Source organism: Bradyrhizobium sp. 179 (assembly GCF_023073535.1).
Taxonomy (GTDB): domain Bacteria; phylum Pseudomonadota; class Alphaproteobacteria; order Rhizobiales; family Xanthobacteraceae; genus Bradyrhizobium.
Map to the genome: position 1 here is coordinate 88,565 of NZ_JADPJR010000072.1, position 16,814 is coordinate 105,378.

Below are 16,814 nucleotides of genomic sequence, written 5' to 3' on the forward strand. Positions count from 1 at the left end.
TGTACTAGATGTTACTTTGTAAATTTTGTAAATTATAGGTCAGCAAGACTGTCCTTGATGCCTACGGAGTCCTGAGAAATGCCTGTCGATTCCGCGAAGAAACTGTTCTCCGGGAAGAAACTGTTCGTCGGCCCGCGTTTCCGGAGGATCCGGCAGCAATTGGGGCTGTCGCAGACCCAGATCGCCGAGGGGCTCTCGATCTCGCCGAGCTATGTCAACCTGATCGAGCGCAACCAGCGTCCGGTGACCGCGCAGATCCTGCTGCGGCTGGCCGAGACTTATGACCTCGACCTGCGCGACCTCGCCACCGCCGATGAGGACCGCTTCTTCGCCGAGCTCAACGAAATCTTCTCCGATCCCTTGTTCCGCCAGATCGACGTGCCCAAGCAGGAGCTGCGCGACCTCGCCGAGCTTTGCCCCGGCGTGACTCATGCGCTGCAACGGCTCTATGCCGCCTATACCGAGGCGCGCCAGGGCGAGACGCTGGCGGCCGCGCAAATGGCCGACCGCGACGTCGGCACGCGTTATGAGGCCAATCCGGTCGAGCGCGTGCGCGAACTGATCGAGGCCAATCGCAACTATTTCCCGGAGCTGGAGCAGGCCGCGGAAAACCTTCGCGATGAGCTGAACGTGCCGGCCGAAGGGCTCTATGCGGCGCTGGCCGCGCGCTTGCGCGAAAAGCATTCGATCCAGACCCGTATCATGCCCGTCGACGTGATGCGCGAGACGCTGCGGCGGTTCGATCGCCACCGCCGCCAGCTCCTGATCTCCGAGCTGGTCGACCCGCCCGGCCGTGCGTTCCAGCTCGCCTTCCAGCTCGGCTTAGGTGAATGCGCGCAGCATTTCGAGACCATCATCGGCCGATCCGGCCCGCTCGACGACGCGCCGCGGCGGCTGTTCCGCATCACGCTTGGCAATTATTTTGCAGCCGCTGTCATGATGCCCTACCCGGCGTTCCTGGCCGCGGCCGAGGCGCTCAATTACGATATCCACGTGCTGGCGCAGCGCTTCAATTCCGGTTTCGAGCAGGTCTGCCACCGGCTCACCACTCTGCAGCGGCCCAATGCGCGCGGCATTCCGTTCTTTCTCTTGCGCGTCGACAATGCCGGCAACGTCTCGAAGCGCTTCTCCTCCGGTACGTTCCCATTCTCCAAATTCGGCGGCACCTGCCCCTTGTGGAACGTGCACTCGACCTTCGACACGCCGGACCGCCTGCTGAAGCAGGTGATCGAGCTTCCCGACGGCACGCGCTATTTCTCGATCGCGCAAATGGTGCGCCGCCCCATCGCGCCGCACCCGCTGCCGCAGCCGCGCTTCGCCATCGGCCTCGGCTGCGAGATCCGTCACGCCGCGCGCCTGACCTACGCTGCGGGGATCGACCTGGAGAAGACCGAGGGCACGCCGATCGGCGTCAACTGCCGTCTCTGTGAGCGCGAAAACTGCGCCCAGCGTGCCGAGCCGCCGATCACGCGCACGCTGATCCTGGATGAGACGACGCGGCGGGTGTCGAGTTTCGCCTTCTCGAATGCACGGGAATTGTGAGACACACCGCTGTCATGCTCCGGCTTGACCGGGCGATGACAGTTGAGGGTGGGGCGAGAGTGCCCCGTCCAAGTTCCACCGTCCTAGTCCCTACCGCCCCCTACGCCAGCGTATGCACGATCACCGGCCCGGCCGCAGCGCTCGCATGTCCCGCCAGCAGCGGAGCCAGATCCTTCTCGATCCAGGCGATCGCACGCCGGTTCGCCTCCTCCGCCTGTTCGAACTTGTCGAAGATCGAGATCGCGGTCACCGTGTCGTCGCCGGCATAGACGACGTAATAGGCGCGGAAACCGTCGACGTCGCTGATGATCGGGACGGCGCCGTCCTTGATGCGGCGCGCCAGCTCTTCAGCGCTCCCGCTTTTCGCCTTGGCCTGACGGATGGCGGCATACATGACATCCTCCTTCCGGCTACTGATGTAAGGGCCTGGTGCCCGGAGCGGATGTTACGCCGAAGCGCGCCGCCGATCCACGCTTGGTTAACCCCGCCCTAATCCGTCGCCGCGATCTGCAACCAGGGATTAAGCACGCCTCAACATCGGTGCCTTAGTCTTGCCCCACTCACGTTTCGCGAACGACGGTGGCTTATCATGCCGGGCGAGGTGAGATCAGGGGGTTCATCATGCGCATTGCGTTGCTGCTGACCGCAACCATCGTCGGCGCGCTCTTCGTCAATCCATCCATTGCCGGATCGCTCGATGCGTCGACCGACGCAGCGCAGCCGCTGCCGCCCGGCTTCCAGAGCTACCGCGGCTACATGTTCGACTTGTCCGAGAATCGCGACCGCAAGGATGTCGACAAGCTCACCAGCAATCTGAAGAGCCAGATCGACGTCGTCGAAGGCGTCGGCCTGTCGCCGCGCGTGCTGCGCTTCTTCCACACCGTTCCGATCGTCGCGAGCGAGCTGGCCTGCCTCGACGAAGGTGCCGCGACCGCCTGCTATGGCAGGGTCACGCCGGACATCCAGCGCAGCGCTCCCCGGACGCTGACGGTCTGGGATCCCGACAAGCAGCGCTGGACCAATCCGAATGCGGTCGATCTCGCGGTCGATTCGGGGCTCGGCGTGATCATGCTGCGGCCCGACATGATGCGTTACGAGAAGGAGGCCGTGCTGCTGCACGAGCTCCTGCATGCCTACCACGCGCGGCTGTTGCCGGACGGCTACGCCAACAAGGGCGTGATCGCCTATTACGCCCTGGCCAAGTCCAAGGACCTGCTGCCCAGGGAATCCTATGCGATGAAGAATCCCGTGGAGTTCTTTGCGGTGACTGCGAGCATCTTCCTGGCCGGCAAGAGCGAATTCCACGATCCGAAGTCTCGCGAGGCGCTCAAGGAAAAGTTGCCGGACTATTACAAATACCTGGTCGGCGTGTTCGGCTTCGACCCCGACCCTGCAGCCCCAAGCGGTCCGGTCGCCTCGCTGAAGTGAGGCTGACGTCGCGCGTCCTGCGCCAGATGACATCAGAGCCGCGCGAAATGCGCGGCTTTTTTGTTTTGTAAACCGGAAGCTGCGGATGGCGGCTCAGCGGGAATTGCCAAGGTGGGGGCCGATCTGCATAGTCCCGCCCGCATCGATATTGTTTTCGAAGGGGATAGAACAACATGGCGGACGCCGACCTGGATGTCGTGATCCGGCAACTGGCCAGACAGCTGCATACGGGCCTGATGACCCGCGCCAAGGAGCGGCGGGATCGCTTCAACGGCCTTGCCGCCAAGGCCAAGGGCAAGGAGACCAGCGACCGCTTCAAGATGATGGCCAAGGCCACCCTGGAGCAGGCCACCGCCGCCGCCAAGCGCCTCCAGATGTCCGCAGACAACGTCGCCGACAGCTACGCCCGCGCCATGCGCCTCGCCGCCAGCACGCCGGTCGCGGCAAAGGTGGAGAAGACGGCGAAGGAGAAGCCGGTGAAGAAGGCTGCGAAGGCGAAGAAGGCCAAAACCAAGAAGGCGAAGTAATCAGCTCACCTTCTCGGCGCGGCGAGCCGGGTCGGCTCGGCGCTGGCGAGCTCGGCGAGCTTGGCACGTGCCGCCTCATGGGTGCGGCCGTCCTTGCCGGGCGGCAGCGCCAGCGCTGCCTCGAAATCGGCCCGTGCGTCGTCGGTCTGGCCGCGGGCGAGGAATGCAAAGCCGCGGTCGAGGCGGGCCTGCGCGTCCGAGGGGTCGAGGCGGACCGCCGTGTTGTAGCTCAGGATGGCGCGGTCGAGATCGCCTTTGGCAGCGAGCGCGAGACCGCGCTGGTGATAGGGCGCGGCGAGCTTGGGGTCATGCGCGATCGCCTCGTCATAATCCGCAATCGCAAGCTCCAGATCGCCGTTCTGCCGGCGCGCCAGCGCTCGGTCTCGATAGAGTGAGGCGCGGTTGGGATTGAGTTGGATGGCCTCATCGAAATCGGCGATCGCCCGCGTGAAGTCGCCATGGCGCAGCGCGATCCGTCCGCGCCCCTCATAGGCGAACGCGATCAGCGAGCCGCGCAGCGGCGAGAAGCCGATCACGGCTGAGCAGATGTCGGGATCGTCCTCGTCGCCGCAATTGACGACCATGTGCGTGGACAGCCCAATAAGCACGCAAAGGACGATCAGCAATGGTACGGCAGCTCTGGTCATCTTCGACGGTGCCCGGCAGAGGGCCGGTCACGCATCCCCTTTCGAAGAAGTGGTCTCGCCGGGATGTTAACACCGGCGCCGGGGATCCTGTGTGCGCCAGGTCACAAAGCAGAGCCAATTTCCAGCCGGTGCCGCATCAGCCCCAAGGACCGCGCGAAGAGGAGCGGCCCCACGGGCTTCGCGGCGGATAGTTCTCGTTGGCGCCGAGCGACGGCGCTGACCGAGCGCCGAGTTCGGCCGCGAGCTGTTGAAGCGCCGCGATGCGGTTCTGGGTCGAGGGATGGGTGGCGAACAGATTGTCGACGCCGTGGCCCGACAGCGGATTGATGATGAACATGTGCGCGGTCGCGGGATTCCGCTCCGCCTCGAAGTTCGGCACCTGATGCGCGGCGCCCTCGATCTTCACCAACGCGGACGCCAACCACATCGGCTGTCCCACGATGCGCGCACCGAGATTGTCGGCGGCATATTCGCGGGTGCGGCTGATCGCCATCTGCACCAGCATGGCGCCGAGCGGGGCAAGGATCATCATCAGGATCGAGCCGACGATGCCCAGACCGTTGTTGTTGTCGCGATTGCCGCCGAAAAACATGCCGAACTGCGCCAGCATGGAGATCGCGCCGGCAATCGTCGCGGTGATCGTCATCAGAAGCGTGTCGTGATGTTTGATATGCGCCAGCTCGTGCGCGATCACGCCGGCGAGCTCCTCGCGGCTGAGCTGGCTCACCAGGCCGGTGGTGACGGCTACCGCGGCGTTCTCCGGGTTGCGGCCGGTCGCGAACGCGTTAGGCTGCGGCTCGTCCATCAGGAACACGCGCGGCATCGGCAGGCCGGCGCGGCCGGCAAGCTCGGCGACGAGGCCGACCAGCTCCGGCGCGCTGGCACGGTCGACCTCATGGGCGCCGTACATCGAGAGCACCATGCGGTCGGAGTTCCAGTAGGTGAAGAGATTGGTCGCGGCGGCAATGACAAGCGCGATCATGGCGCCCGAGGCACCGCCGATCAGATAGCCCACGCCCATGAACAGGGCAGTGAGGCCTGCGAGCAGCATTGCGGTACGAAGATAGTTCATGGCCGTCTCCTGGCGCGGCCGCGGGCGCTGGAGACGCCAGCAGGCCGGCAGGCATGAGGTAGGGATGACCCCGCCCCGGGCGCAAGGTTTTCAAGGTGCGTCGCGGAGCCGCGGCACTGGTTTGAGCGCGAACGTCCCATTAAACTTCATCAAGAATTCAAGCGCCTCTCCCTCCGGAAACCTCATGCTCCTGACCCGATATGCGATCGCGACCATTGCTCTCGCCGCCTACTCCTCTTGCGCCTTCGCCCAGTTCGCCCCGCCACCCGCCAAGCCCGCAGTGCCGAAGGCTCCCTCTCCGCGCGCGGCGTCGTGCCACAATGGCGCGAGCTTCGATCGCTTCCTGGCCGACGTGAAGCAACAGGCGATGGCTGCCGGCGTGTCGCAGCGCACGATCGCGGAGGCTTCGCCGTATCTCATCTACGACCAGGGCATCGTCAACCGTGACCGCGGCCAGCGGGTGTTTGGCCAGCTGTTCACCGAATTTGCCGGCCGCATGGCCGCGCCCTATCGCATGCAGAACGGCCAGCAGCACATCAAGCAATACGCGGCCGCATTCGCGCGCGCCGAGAAGGAATATGGCGTGCCGCCGGCCGTCATCGCCGCGTTCTGGGGGCTGGAAAGCGATTTCGGCGCCAACATGGGCAACCTGCCGACGCTGAAATCGCTGGTGTCGCTCGCCTATGATTGCCGCCGCTCGGAGATGTTCGTCAACGAGACCATCGCCGCGCTGAAGATCATCGACCGCGGCGATCTGCATCCCGACGAGATGATCGGCTCCTGGGCCGGTGAGCTCGGGCAGACGCAGTTCCTGCCCGTGCATTACGTCAACTACGCCGTCGACTATGACGGCGACGGGCGGCGCGACCTGTTGCGCTCGGGAGCCGACGTGATCGGCTCGACCGCGAATTACATCGCCAACGGATTAAAGTGGCGGCGCGGCGAGCCGTGGCTGGAAGAGATCAAGGTGCCGCCAAACCTGCCGTGGGACAAGACCGATCTCAACGTGCGGGAGCCGCGCTCGATATGGGCGCAGCTGGGGGTCACGTACCCTGACGGACGCCCGCTGCCGAACGACAATCTCGCCGCCTCCGTGCTGCTGCCAATGGGACGCTTTGGGCCGGCGTTCATGGCGTATCCGAATTTTGCCGCCTACACCGAGTGGAATAACTCGCTGATCTACTCGACCACGGCAGGCTATCTCGCCTCGCGCATCGCTGGCGCCCCGCCGATGCGCAAGCCAACGGCGCCGGTGGCGCAGCTGCCGTTCAACGAGCTCAAGGAATTGCAGCAGCTCCTGGTGCGTGCCGGCTTCAATGTCGGCAAGATCGATGGCGTGCTGGGCCAGCAGAGCCGCGCGGCCGTCAAGGCGATGCAGATCAAGCACGGCCTGCCGGCCGATTCCTGGCCGACCACGGAGCTCTTGGCCCGCATGCGCGGCGGCACGGCACAGGCGCAGCCGGCGGGCATCGTGAGATAAGCGAGCCTAACTCGCGTCATGCCCCGCCACCGGGTCTCGGCTTCGACGAGCCCGGGTGGCGCGACATGACAGCGAGAGGTGTGGCGGCTACGGCACCACGAGCCATCGAAGGAGAATTTTCGCATCGCACAAGCCAATTCCGCGATTGTATTTTTCCATGACGTTCCCATGTGAGTCGCTCAGGTTTTCTCCTGATTGCCCTCCCATCGAAGCGAGCATCACATGTCCTTCTACGACGCCGTCGTCCCCGCCTATTTGCAAATCCTGAACAGCCTCACCGGCCTGCTCGCCAAGGCGGAGGCACATTGCGCCGCCAAAAAGATCGACCCCAGCGTCCTGCTCGGATCACGCCTGTTTCCGGACATGCTGCCGCTGTCGAAGCAGATCCAGCTCGTCAGCGATTTCGCGGCCAAGGGCTGCGCCCGGCTGACCCATAGCGAGGTGCCGTCGACGCCTGACACCGAGGCTAGCTTCGCAGAGCTAAAGCAGCGGCTGGCCAAGACCATCGACTACGTGAAGTCGTTCAAGCCCGAGCAGTTCGAAGGTGCCGACGTCAAGGACGTCACCTTCCCGGCCGGTCCGGACCAATCCATCACCATGAAGGGCCAGCAATTCCTGAGCTCGTTCTCGCTGCCGAACTTCTATTTCCACGCCGCGACCGCCCATGGCATTTTGCGCCACAACGGCGTCGAAATCGGCAAGCGCGATTTCCTCGGCGCGAACTAATTCGAAAATGCAAGCGGCTGCGGCAGGAGATCGAATCTGCCGCCGCGGCCGAATTTGCATATGATTCATGCTGCGCAGAGCTCGCCGCGCAGCTCGCCTGCACTTTCCGTATGGCTCCTCCCTTGCACCTGTTATCGCGATGCACAAGTGTTCGTGACCTCTCATCGCCTGGAAGCATTCCCATGAGCCGTCCGACCAAATTGTTCGAGACCTACAAGCTCGGCCCGATCACGCTGGCCAATCGCCTGGTGATGGCGCCGTTGACGCGCAACCGTGCTGCGCCCGGCACGTTCGTACCTGGTCCGCTCGCGGCCGATTATTACGGCCAGCGCGCTTCCGCGGGGCTCCTGATCACCGAAGCGAGCCAGGTCTCGCAGCAGGGCCAGGGTTACCAGGACACGCCCGGCATCTATTCCAAAGACCAGGTGGCCGGCTGGCGCAAGGTCACCGACCGCGTCCATGAGCGCGGCGGCAAGATCTTCATCCAACTCTGGCATGTCGGCCGCATCTCGCATGTCGACCTCCAGGCGAATGGCGCAGCCCCCGTGGCGCCGAGCGCAATCCGCGCCAAGAGCAAGACCTTCGTCAACGGCGGCTTCGCCGACGTCTCCGAGCCGCGCGCGCTCGATCTGTCCGAAATTCCCGGGATCATCGACGACTTCAAGCGCGCCGCGAAGAATGCGCTCGAAGCCGGCTTCGACGGCGTCGAGATCCACGGCGCCAACGGCTATCTGCTCGATCAGTTCGCCAAGGACGGCGCCAACAAGCGAACCGACGCCTATGGTGGCTCCATTGAGAACCGCGCGCGGTTGATGCTTGAGGTCTCCAGAGCCGTCGCGGCTGAAGCCGGCAGCGATCGCACCGGCATTCGCATCTCACCAGTGACGCCTGCCAACGACATCTCCGACAGCAATCCGCAAGCTCTGTTCGATCACATCGTCGACGGTCTCAGCGCGCTCAAGCTGGTCTATCTCCACGTCGTCGAAGGCGCCACCGGCGGACCGCGGGACTTCGCACCGTTCGACTATGCGTCGTTGCGCAAGCGCTTTTCGGGCGCCTATATCGCCAATAACGGCTACGGCTTCGATCTCGCGAACAAGGTGCTGGACGCGAATGCCGCCGATCTCATCGCTTTCGGCAAGCCGTTCATCTCCAACCCCGACCTGGTCGAACGGCTGAAGCAAGGCGCGGCCCTGAACGACTGGGACAAGACCACGTTCTACGGCGGCGGCGCGAAAGGATACACGGACTATCCGACGCTCGCGGCTGAGCTGGCGGAGTAAGGCTGCGCCGTAGCCCCATTCGCCGTCATTGCGAGGAGCCCGCGACAAAATTGCGAAGCAATTTTGCGCTGGCGACGAAGCATCCAGACTGCCTTCGCGGGAAGACTCTGGACTGCTTCGCTCCGCTCGAGCCCAACTCACCAAAAAGAAAAAGGCCGGGATTGCTCCCGGCCTTCGTTGTTATGAGACGCTGCTTACTTCGCTTCCGCGCGCTTGGGCGGAGTGGCCGGCCACGACTTGATCAGGGTGTCGTAGTCGACCGTCTCGCCCTTCGGCTTCTCGTTGGCGAGCTTGCGCTGCGGAGCAATCGTGCCGTCCTTCTGGGCCTTGGCGAACCAGTATTCGGCCGATTCCTTCTTGTGCAGCTTGGGACCGCAGGCGCCCTGCACGCCGGACTTTTCGAGGCGTTCCATCACGGAGTCCTGGGCGGCCGCAAGGGCATCCATCGCCTGCTGCGGCGTCTTCGCACCGGACGACGCATCGCCGATGTTCTGCCACCAGAGCTGCGCGAGCTTCGGATAGTCGGGCACGTTGTTGCCGGTCGGGGTCCACTGCACGCGGGCGGGCGAGCGGTAGAACTCGATCAGGCCGCCGAGCTTCGGCGCACGTTCCGTAAAGGACTTATCCCAGATGTCGGACTCACGGATGAAGGTGAGACCGACATGGCTCTTCTTCAGGCTCACCGACTTGGAGACGATGAACTGGAGATAGAGCCAGGCTGCCTTGCGGCGGTCCGGCGGAGTCGACTTCAGCAGCGTCGCGGAGCCGGCGTCCTGGTAGCCGAGCTTCATGCCTTCCTTCCAGTAGGAGCCGTGCGGCGAGGGAGCCATGCGCCACTTCGGCGTACCGTCCGCATTCACGACCGGCAGACCCGGCTTCACCATGTCGGCGGTGAAGGCGGTGTACCAGAAGATCTGCTGGGCGATGTTGCCCTGCGCCGGCACCGGGCCAGCTTCGGAGAACGTCATGCCCTGCGCCTGCGGCGGCGCGTACTTCTTCAGCCACTCGAGATACTTGGTGATCGAGTAGACCGCGGCTGGACCGTTGGTGTCGCCACCACGTTCCACCGACGAGCCGACCGGACGGCAGCCTTCCATGCGGATGCCCCACTCGTCGACCGGCAGGCCGTTCGGAATGCCCTTGTCACCGTTGCCGGCCATCGACAGCCAGGCGTCGGTGAAGCGCCATCCGAGCGAGGGGTCCTTCTTGCCATAGTCCATATGGCCGTAAACCTTGACGCCGTTGATCTCCTTGATGTCGTTGGTGAAGAACTCGGCGATGTCCTCATAGGCGGACCAGTTCACGGGCACGCCGAGCTCGTAGCCATACTTGGCCTTGAACTTGGCCTTGTAGTCGGGATTGGTGAACCAGTCGTAGCGGAACCAGTAGAGGTTGGCGAACTGCTGGTCGGGAAGCTGATAGAGCTTGCCGTCCGGCCCGGTGGTGAACGATTTGCCGATGAAGTCGTTGACGTCGAGCATGGGATCGGTGACGTCCTTGCCCTCGCCGGCCATGTAGTCCGACAGCACGATGGTCTGGCCGTAACGGAAATGCGTGCCGATCAGGTCGCTATCGTTGATCCAGCCGTCATAGACGTTCTTGCCGGACTGCATCTGGGTCTGGAGCTTCTCGACGACGTCACCCTCCTGGATGAGGTCGTGCTTGAGCTTGATGCCGGTGATCTCGGAGAACGCCTTGGCCAGCGTCTGCGCTTCATATTCGTGGGTCGTGATGGTCTCGGAGACAACGTTGATCTCCATGTTCTTGAAGGGCTCGGCGGCCTTGGCAAACCACTCCAGCTCCTTCTTCTGGTCTTCCTTCGACAGCGTCGAGGGCTGGAATTCCGCGATCCACTTCTGGATTACGGCGTCGTCGGCGGCGCGAACCGGCGCCGAGACGGCGAACGACACCGCAACGATCGCGGCGACGCTGGACATCGTCGTAAAGCTATTCCTGGTCAATGGACCTTTCCTTCTCCTGAACTGTCGCATGTTATTCCTCCGTTGCAGCGACAAACTTTTATACAGGCCCGGGTTGGTCCCGGATCTGGCCGTCCCTTCGCCAGCTTCAGACCGTGCGAAAAATAAGCGCGGCCATGACCAGCGAAATTCCACTTGCGAGCCACAGGCTCGAAATCTCAAAACCTTCCTCGCCCACCGGCAGCGTGGCGATCGCATCGGTGCCGACGAGGCCGATCCACACGAGGTGAATGACGGCGGCCGCGATCAGCGAGATGAACAGGCGGTCGCCTCGCGTGGTCGGAATGCTGAGCACGCCGACGCGCTCGGCCTCGGGATAGACCGCGGCAAGCCACGTCATCACCGCCAGCGTGCAGGCGAGCGCTGCGAAGAAGATCGCGGTCGGCAGCGTCCAGGCCATCCATGCAATGGATTCCATATGAGCCTCCTTAGACCCGGCCAAGCGCGAAACCGCGCGCGATATAGTTGCGGACGAACCAGATCACGAGCGCGCCCGGAATGATGGTGAGCACGCCGGCGGCGGCCAGCAGGCCCCAATCCATGCCGGCGGCCGACACCGTGCGCGTCATGATCGCGGCGATGGGCTTGGTCTGCACCGAGGTCAGCGTGCGCGCGAGCAAGAGCTCGACCCATGAGAACATGAAGCAGAAGAAGGCGGCGACGCCGATGCCGCTCGCAATCAGCGGCACCAGGATCTTGATGAAAAAGCGTGGGAAGGAATAGCCGTCGAGGAAGGCGGTCTCGTCGATCTCGCGCGGCACGCCGGAGACGAAGCCTTCCAGGATCCACACCGCCAGCGGAACGTTGAAGATGCAGTGCGCGAGCGCGACCGCCCAGGGCGTATCGAACAGGCCGATCGCCGAATAGAGGTTGAAGAACGGCAGCGCATAAACCGCGGCCGGCGCCATGCGGTTCGACAACAGCCAGAAGAACAGGTGCTTGTCGCCGAGGAAGCGGTAGCGCGAGAAGGCGTAGGCCGCCGGCAGCGCCACCGCGATCGAGATGACGGTGTTGAGGACAACGTATTCCAGCGAGTTGATGTAGCCCGAGTACCAGCTCTCGTCGGTGAAGATGCGCTTGTAGTGCTGGAGCGTCGGGGTATGCGGCCACAGCGTCATCGTCGAGACGATCTCGCTGTTGGTCTTGAAGCTCATGTTGACGAGCCAGTAGATCGGCAGCAGCAGAAAGATCAGGAACAGCCCCATGATGAGGCGGCGGCCGGGGATCGAATGCATCAGGCCACTCCTTCCTTTGGCTTGAGCGCGGGCACGGGCTTGAGCCGGACCGAGGGCTTGGACTCAATCGCCGGCTCGCTCTCTGCCTGGACTTTGCGTTCGACGCCGGCATTGGTCATGACGGTGTAGAAGATCCAGCAGACGATCAGGATGATCAGATTGTAGACCAGCGACAGCGCGGCGGCCTTGCCGAGGTCAAACTGGCCGAGCGCGATCTTGACCAGCTCGATCGACACGAAGGTCGTCGAGTTGCCGGGCCCGCCGCCGGTGACGACGAAGGGCTCGGTATAGATCATGAAGCTGTCCATGAAGCGCAGCAGCACCGCGATCAAGAGCACGCGGTTCATCTTCGGCAGCTGGATCGCCTTGAAAACGGCCCAGCGCGAGGCGCCGTCGATCTGGGCGGCCTGGTAATAGGCTTCGGGAATCGACTTCAGACCGGCGTAACAGAGCAGCGCAACGAGGCTGGTCCAGTGCCAGACATCCATCACGATGACCGTGACCCAGGCGTCGATGTCGTTGGAGACGTAGTTGTAGTCGAAGCCCGCGGCGTTGAGAGCATAACCGAGCAGGCCGATGTCGGGGCGGCCGAAGATCTGCCAGATCGTGCCGACCACGTTCCACGGAATCAGCAGCGGCAGCGCGAGGATGACGAGGCAGGCCGCAACCGTCCAGCCCTCGCGCGGCATCGACAGCGCGACGAGGATGCCAAGCGGCACCTCGATGGCGAGGATCACCAGCGAGAAAAACAGATTGCGGCCGAGCGAAGCGAGAAAGCGGCCGCCGAGATCGGTCGAGGGATCGAGCAGCTCCTTGAACCAGCCGACGCCGTTCCAGAAGAACTGGTTGTTGCCGAAGGTGTCCTGCATCGAATAGTTCACCACCGTCATCAGCGGCAGCACCGCCGAGAAGGCGACGACCAGGAACACCGGCAGCACCAGGAACCACGCTTTTTGGTTGACGATCTTGTCCATCAGGCGCCTCCCTCCACCAGAAGGCTGTCGGCATAGACGTGGACATGCGACGGATCGAATTTCAGCCCCGCGTTGCCGTCCGGGCTGGTGAATCCGCCGGGGGCGCGCGCGGCGAGCTTTGCATCGCCGAGCCGCGCCCGCGCGAAACGGATGCGGCCGAGATCGTCGATGCGCTCGATCTTCGCGGTGAGCAGACCGGGCGCGGGCGCGACGACCTCGACGAATTCGGGACGGACGCCGATCTCGATCTTGGCGCCCGAAGGCAAATTGTCGTAGCTGCGGTTGAGCGCGATGACGTGCCCGCCGATCCGCGCCTCGCGTCCCCTCACCTCCGCCGGCAGGATGTTCATGCCGGGCGAGCCGATGAAGTAGCCGACGAACGTATGGGCAGGCTTGTCGAACAGTTCGGCCGGCGTGCCACTCTGCACCACGCGGCCGTCATGCATGACGACGACGGTGTCGGCGAAGGTCAGCGCCTCGGTCTGGTCATGGGTGACGTAGATCATCGTGAGGTCGAGCTCGCGATGCAGCGCCTTCAGCTTGGAGCGGAGCTGCCATTTCAGCTCGGGATCGATCACGGTCAGCGGCTCGTCGAACAGCACCGCGGCGACGTCGGAGCGGACCAGACCGCGGCCGAGCGAGATCTTCTGCTTGGCGTCGGCCGTGAGCCGCGTCGCCTTGCGGTTCAGATAGGGCTCGAGATCGAGCAGGCGGCCGATCTCGGCCACGCGCTTGTCGATCTCGGCCTTCGGCACGCCGCGGTTCTTCAGCGGAAACGCCAGGTTCTGCCCCACCGTCATGGTGTCGTAGATCACCGGAAACTGGAACACCTGGGCGATGTTGCGCTTCTGGGTTGACAATGGTGTGATGTCCACACCGTCGAACATGATCTTTCCGCGCGAGGGCGTGATAATGCCGGAGATGACGTTGAGCAGCGTGGTCTTGCCGCAGCCGGACGGCCCGAGCAGCGCATAGGCGCCGCCCTGCCGCCAGGTCATGGTCACAGGCTTCAGCGCAAAGCTTTCCGACGGCGCATCATTGCCGCCATAGGAGTGCGCGAGATTGACGAGGTCAATGCGGGCCATGGCGCATCTCCCTCAGGAGCTTTTTCTGTTTGATGCGTTTTCTTCACGCGAACCGCTACGCAATTCGCTTGAAAACGCTATGCCAGGTGCAGCGACCAGACGATCGGCCGCATCGAACACGAAGACATCATTGGGATCGAGCACGGCGTCGAGGGTCTGGCCCGGCTCGAACTCGTGCACGCCGTGCAGGACCGCCACCCAGTTCGAACCCTCGCGGGTCAGATGCACGAAACTCTCCGAACCGGTGATCTCGGTCACCGTCACCGTGGCGTGGAAGGCGTGGCGGCCGGCCTCGCCATTGGCAAGCCCGAGTTGATGCGCGCGGAAGCCGACGCGATAGGCGCCGTCCGCAAGACCGGCATAGAGTCCCGAGGCGGGCGAGGCCGTGCCGCCGGCATATTGCACGGAGCCATTTCTCTTCTCGATACCGACGAGATTGAGCGGCGGATCCGAAAGCACCTGCGCGACGCGCAGCGTCTGCGGGCGGCGGTAGACGTTGGATGTCTCGCCCATCTGGAGCGCCTGACCCTCCCACATGCACACGGTGTTGCCACCTAACAGCAGCGCCTCGGTCGGCTCGGTGGTGGCGTAGACGAAGATCGCGCCGGAGGCCTCGAAGATGCGCGGCAGCTCGGCGCGCAGCTCCTCGCGGAGTTTGTAGTCGAGATTGGCGAGCGGCTCGTCGAGCAGCACGAGATCGGCGCCCTTGACCAGCGCGCGCGCAATCGCGGTACGCTGCTGCTGGCCGCCCGAGAGTTGGAGCGGAGTTCGCTTCAGGAACGGCTCGAGGCGGAGCAGCTTTGCAGCCTCCGCGACACGCGCCTTGATCTCATCGCGCGGCTTGCCCTGCACGCGCAGGGGCGAGGCGATGTTCTCATAGACCGTGAGCGAGGGGTAATTGATGAATTGCTGATAGACCATCGCGACCGAACGTTGGCGCACGTCGGCGCCGGTGACGTCCTTGCCGCCCACCAGCACCCTGCCCGTCGTCGGCTTGTCGAGGCCGGCGAGCAGCCGCATGATCGAGGTTTTGCCCGACAACGTCGGGCCGAGCAGTACGTTGAGGGTACCGCTCTCGAACGTCAGCGAGACGTCGCGGATGTGCGGGACGCCCTCGACCGTCCGGGTCACGTGATCGAGCGTCACTGTCATGAGCGTCCTCCTGCTTCCAACAGGGGAGTTTGCGGCACGGCGTGGGCCCTGATCCAGTCATCAAGCGCGGCGATCTCGTCGGCAGATAGTCGCAGGCCGAGCTTGGACCGGCGCCAGACGACGTCCTCGGCGGTGACCGCCCATTCATTCGCCATGAGATAGCGGACCTCGCGCTCGGTCAACGTCGCACCAAAGGACCGGCCGAGATCGGCGGCCGATTTCGCATCGCCCAGCAGCTTGATGGCACGGGTGCCATAGGCGCGGGCGAGGCGCCGCGCATGCTCGTGGCTGAGAAAGGGATAGCCGCGCTGGAGCTCGGCGATCAGGCCGTCGATGTCGGATACGTTCATATCGCCGCCGGGCAGCGGCCATTTGCCGGTCCAGCCCTCGCGCGCTTTCGCGCTGCGAAGATAGGGCGCCAGCCGTTCCAGCGCCTCTTCGGCGAGTCGGCGATAGGTCGTGATCTTGCCGCCATAGATCGACAGCAGCGGCACGCCGCCGGGCGTATCGAGCTCGAACACGTAGTCGCGGGTCGCGGCCTTGGCCTCGCTGGCGCCGTCGTCATAGAGCGGGCGTACGCCGGAATAGGTCCAGACCACGTCGTCGGACGTCACCGGCTTGGCCAGATATTCGCTCGCCGCCGTGCAGAGATATTGAATCTCCTCGGCTGTCGCCTTCACCTTGGCGGGATCGCCATCATAGTCGCGGTCGGTCGTGCCGATCAGCGTGAAATCGTCCTGGTACGGAATCACGAAGATGATGCGGCCGTCGGCGTTCTGGAACATGTAGGCGCGGTCGTGGTCGTAGAGCTTCTTCACCACGATGTGCGAGCCCTGCACCAGGCGCACCTTGGCCTTCGCATTGAGGCCGGCGCCGCGGCCGAGCACGTCCTCGACCCAGGGACCGCCGGCATTGACCAGCGCGCGCGCCTGGATCGACGAGCGCTCGCCGGTCAGCGTGTTGACCATGGCGACGGTCCAGACGCCGTCGGACTGGCGAATCTCGGTGGCGCGGGTGCGGGTGCGGATCTCGGCGCCCTTGTCGGCGGCGTCGCGCGCGTTGAGCACGACGAGACGGGCGTCGTCGACGAAACAGTCGGAATATTCGAACGCGCGGCTGTAACGGTTCGGGATCAGCGGGCGACCGACCTCGTCACGCCGGAGATCCACCGAGCGGGTCGCGGGCAGCAGGTGGCGGCCGCCAATGTGGTCATAGAGGAAAAGGCCGAGGCGCAGCAGCCAGGCCGGGCGCAGGCCGGCGTGATGCGGCAGGACGAATCTCAGCGGACGGATGATGTGGGGCGCGATGCCCCAGAGGATCTCGCGCTCGATCAGGGCCTCTCGGACCAGGCGAAATTCGTAATATTCGAGATAGCGCAGCCCGCCATGCACCAGCTTGGTCGACCAGGACGACGTCCCGCTCGCCAAATCGTTCATTTCGCACAGGAAAACCGTGTTGCCGCGGCCCACCGCGTCGCGCGCGATGCCGCAGCCATTCACACCGCCTCCGATGATGGCGAGGTCGAAAATACGCTCCAACAGACGCATCCCCCGGCGACCGCCCGTTCATCGAGGCGGCAACTTTCGTTTTTGATTAGATCACACCCTGAAACGAAAGCAAGATGAAAGAGAAGCGAGGGGAAGCGAAAGAGGAACTCTTCAACGGAGCGGGGAATCGGCAGGAG

Annotated in this window: 16 protein-coding genes; 6 read left to right on the forward strand and 10 right to left on the reverse strand. The window is 64.1% G+C overall.

Annotated elements, in window-relative coordinates:
* Positions 1-78: 78 nt before the first annotated feature.
* Positions 79-1,542, forward strand: a complete 1,464-nt coding sequence (locus IVB12_RS18120; protein ID WP_247300925.1) for a short-chain fatty acyl-CoA regulator family protein — start codon at positions 79-81, stop codon at positions 1,540-1,542.
* Positions 1,543-1,642: 100 nt separating this feature from the next.
* On the opposite strand, the gene IVB12_RS18125 is transcribed toward IVB12_RS18120, so the two are convergent.
* Positions 1,643-1,936 (reverse strand): antibiotic biosynthesis monooxygenase, encoded by a 294-nt coding sequence (locus IVB12_RS18125; RefSeq protein ID WP_247279589.1) that lies wholly within the window; start codon positions 1,934-1,936, stop codon positions 1,643-1,645.
* 227 nt (positions 1,937-2,163) lie between these two features.
* Here IVB12_RS18125 and IVB12_RS18130 point away from each other — a divergent pair, with 227 nt between their 5' ends.
* Both IVB12_RS18130 and IVB12_RS18135 read left to right on the forward strand, forming a co-directional pair.
* Positions 2,164-2,970 (forward strand): hypothetical protein, encoded by an 807-nt coding sequence (locus IVB12_RS18130; RefSeq protein WP_247300926.1) that lies wholly within the window; start codon positions 2,164-2,166, stop codon positions 2,968-2,970.
* A 173-nt stretch (positions 2,971-3,143) separates the two neighbouring features.
* Positions 3,144-3,497, forward strand: a complete 354-nt coding sequence (locus tag IVB12_RS18135) for a hypothetical protein (protein ID WP_247300927.1) — start codon at positions 3,144-3,146, stop codon at positions 3,495-3,497.
* A 5-nt stretch (positions 3,498-3,502) separates the two neighbouring features.
* On the opposite strand, the gene IVB12_RS18140 is transcribed toward IVB12_RS18135, so the two are convergent.
* Complete coding sequence (locus IVB12_RS18140; RefSeq protein ID WP_247300928.1) at positions 3,503-4,144, reverse strand: tetratricopeptide repeat protein; 642 nt, start codon at positions 4,142-4,144, stop codon at positions 3,503-3,505.
* Positions 4,145-4,280: 136 nt separating this feature from the next.
* Entirely contained in the window at positions 4,281-5,216 is a 936-nt protein-coding gene (htpX, locus tag IVB12_RS18145) for a zinc metalloprotease HtpX (protein WP_247300929.1), read from the reverse strand.
* Positions 5,217-5,400: 184 nt separating this feature from the next.
* Between htpX and IVB12_RS18150 the strand changes: the two genes are divergently transcribed.
* From IVB12_RS18150 to IVB12_RS18160, 3 genes are all read left to right on the forward strand, one after another.
* The gene (locus IVB12_RS18150; RefSeq protein WP_247300930.1) at positions 5,401-6,696 is read left to right on the forward strand and encodes a lytic murein transglycosylase; all 1,296 of its coding nucleotides are present in this window, start codon (positions 5,401-5,403) and stop codon (positions 6,694-6,696) included.
* Between the two features lie 222 nt (positions 6,697-6,918).
* Positions 6,919-7,422, forward strand: coding sequence for a DUF1993 domain-containing protein (locus IVB12_RS18155; protein WP_247300931.1), 504 nt, complete (start codon positions 6,919-6,921; stop codon positions 7,420-7,422).
* 182 nt (positions 7,423-7,604) lie between these two features.
* Positions 7,605-8,705, forward strand: a complete 1,101-nt coding sequence (locus tag IVB12_RS18160) for an alkene reductase (RefSeq protein ID WP_247300932.1) — start codon at positions 7,605-7,607, stop codon at positions 8,703-8,705.
* Positions 8,706-8,899: 194 nt separating this feature from the next.
* Here IVB12_RS18160 and IVB12_RS18165 read toward each other — a convergent pair whose 3' ends face one another.
* From IVB12_RS18165 to glpD, 7 genes are all read right to left on the reverse strand, one after another.
* The gene (locus IVB12_RS18165; RefSeq protein WP_247279676.1) at positions 8,900-10,642 is read right to left on the reverse strand and encodes an ABC transporter substrate-binding protein; all 1,743 of its coding nucleotides are present in this window, start codon (positions 10,640-10,642) and stop codon (positions 8,900-8,902) included.
* 130 nt (positions 10,643-10,772) lie between these two features.
* A complete protein-coding gene (locus tag IVB12_RS18170; RefSeq protein WP_247300933.1) occupies positions 10,773-11,102 on the reverse strand; it encodes a DUF2160 domain-containing protein in 330 nt (109 codons plus the stop codon).
* Positions 11,103-11,112: 10 nt separating this feature from the next.
* Positions 11,113-11,919 carry a carbohydrate ABC transporter permease gene (locus IVB12_RS18175; RefSeq protein WP_247279578.1) on the reverse strand — a complete coding sequence of 269 codons (807 nt, stop codon included), beginning with the start codon at positions 11,917-11,919 and terminating at the stop codon, positions 11,113-11,115.
* On the reverse strand, positions 11,919-12,893 hold the full coding sequence (locus IVB12_RS18180) for a sugar ABC transporter permease (RefSeq protein ID WP_247300934.1): 975 nt from the start codon (positions 12,891-12,893) through the stop codon (positions 11,919-11,921). Before IVB12_RS18180 ends, IVB12_RS18175 begins: the two co-directional genes overlap by 1 nt.
* Positions 12,893-13,978, reverse strand: coding sequence for an ABC transporter ATP-binding protein (locus tag IVB12_RS18185; protein WP_247300935.1), 1,086 nt, complete (start codon positions 13,976-13,978; stop codon positions 12,893-12,895). The genes IVB12_RS18180 and IVB12_RS18185 overlap by 1 nt, the downstream gene beginning before the upstream one ends.
* A gap of 12 nt (positions 13,979-13,990) precedes the next feature.
* On the reverse strand, positions 13,991-15,130 hold the full coding sequence (locus IVB12_RS18190) for an ABC transporter ATP-binding protein (RefSeq protein ID WP_247300936.1): 1,140 nt from the start codon (positions 15,128-15,130) through the stop codon (positions 13,991-13,993).
* On the reverse strand, positions 15,127-16,677 hold the full coding sequence (glpD, locus tag IVB12_RS18195; RefSeq protein WP_247300937.1) for a glycerol-3-phosphate dehydrogenase: 1,551 nt from the start codon (positions 16,675-16,677) through the stop codon (positions 15,127-15,129). Before glpD ends, IVB12_RS18190 begins: the two co-directional genes overlap by 4 nt.
* Between the last annotated feature and the right edge of the window lie 137 nt (positions 16,678-16,814).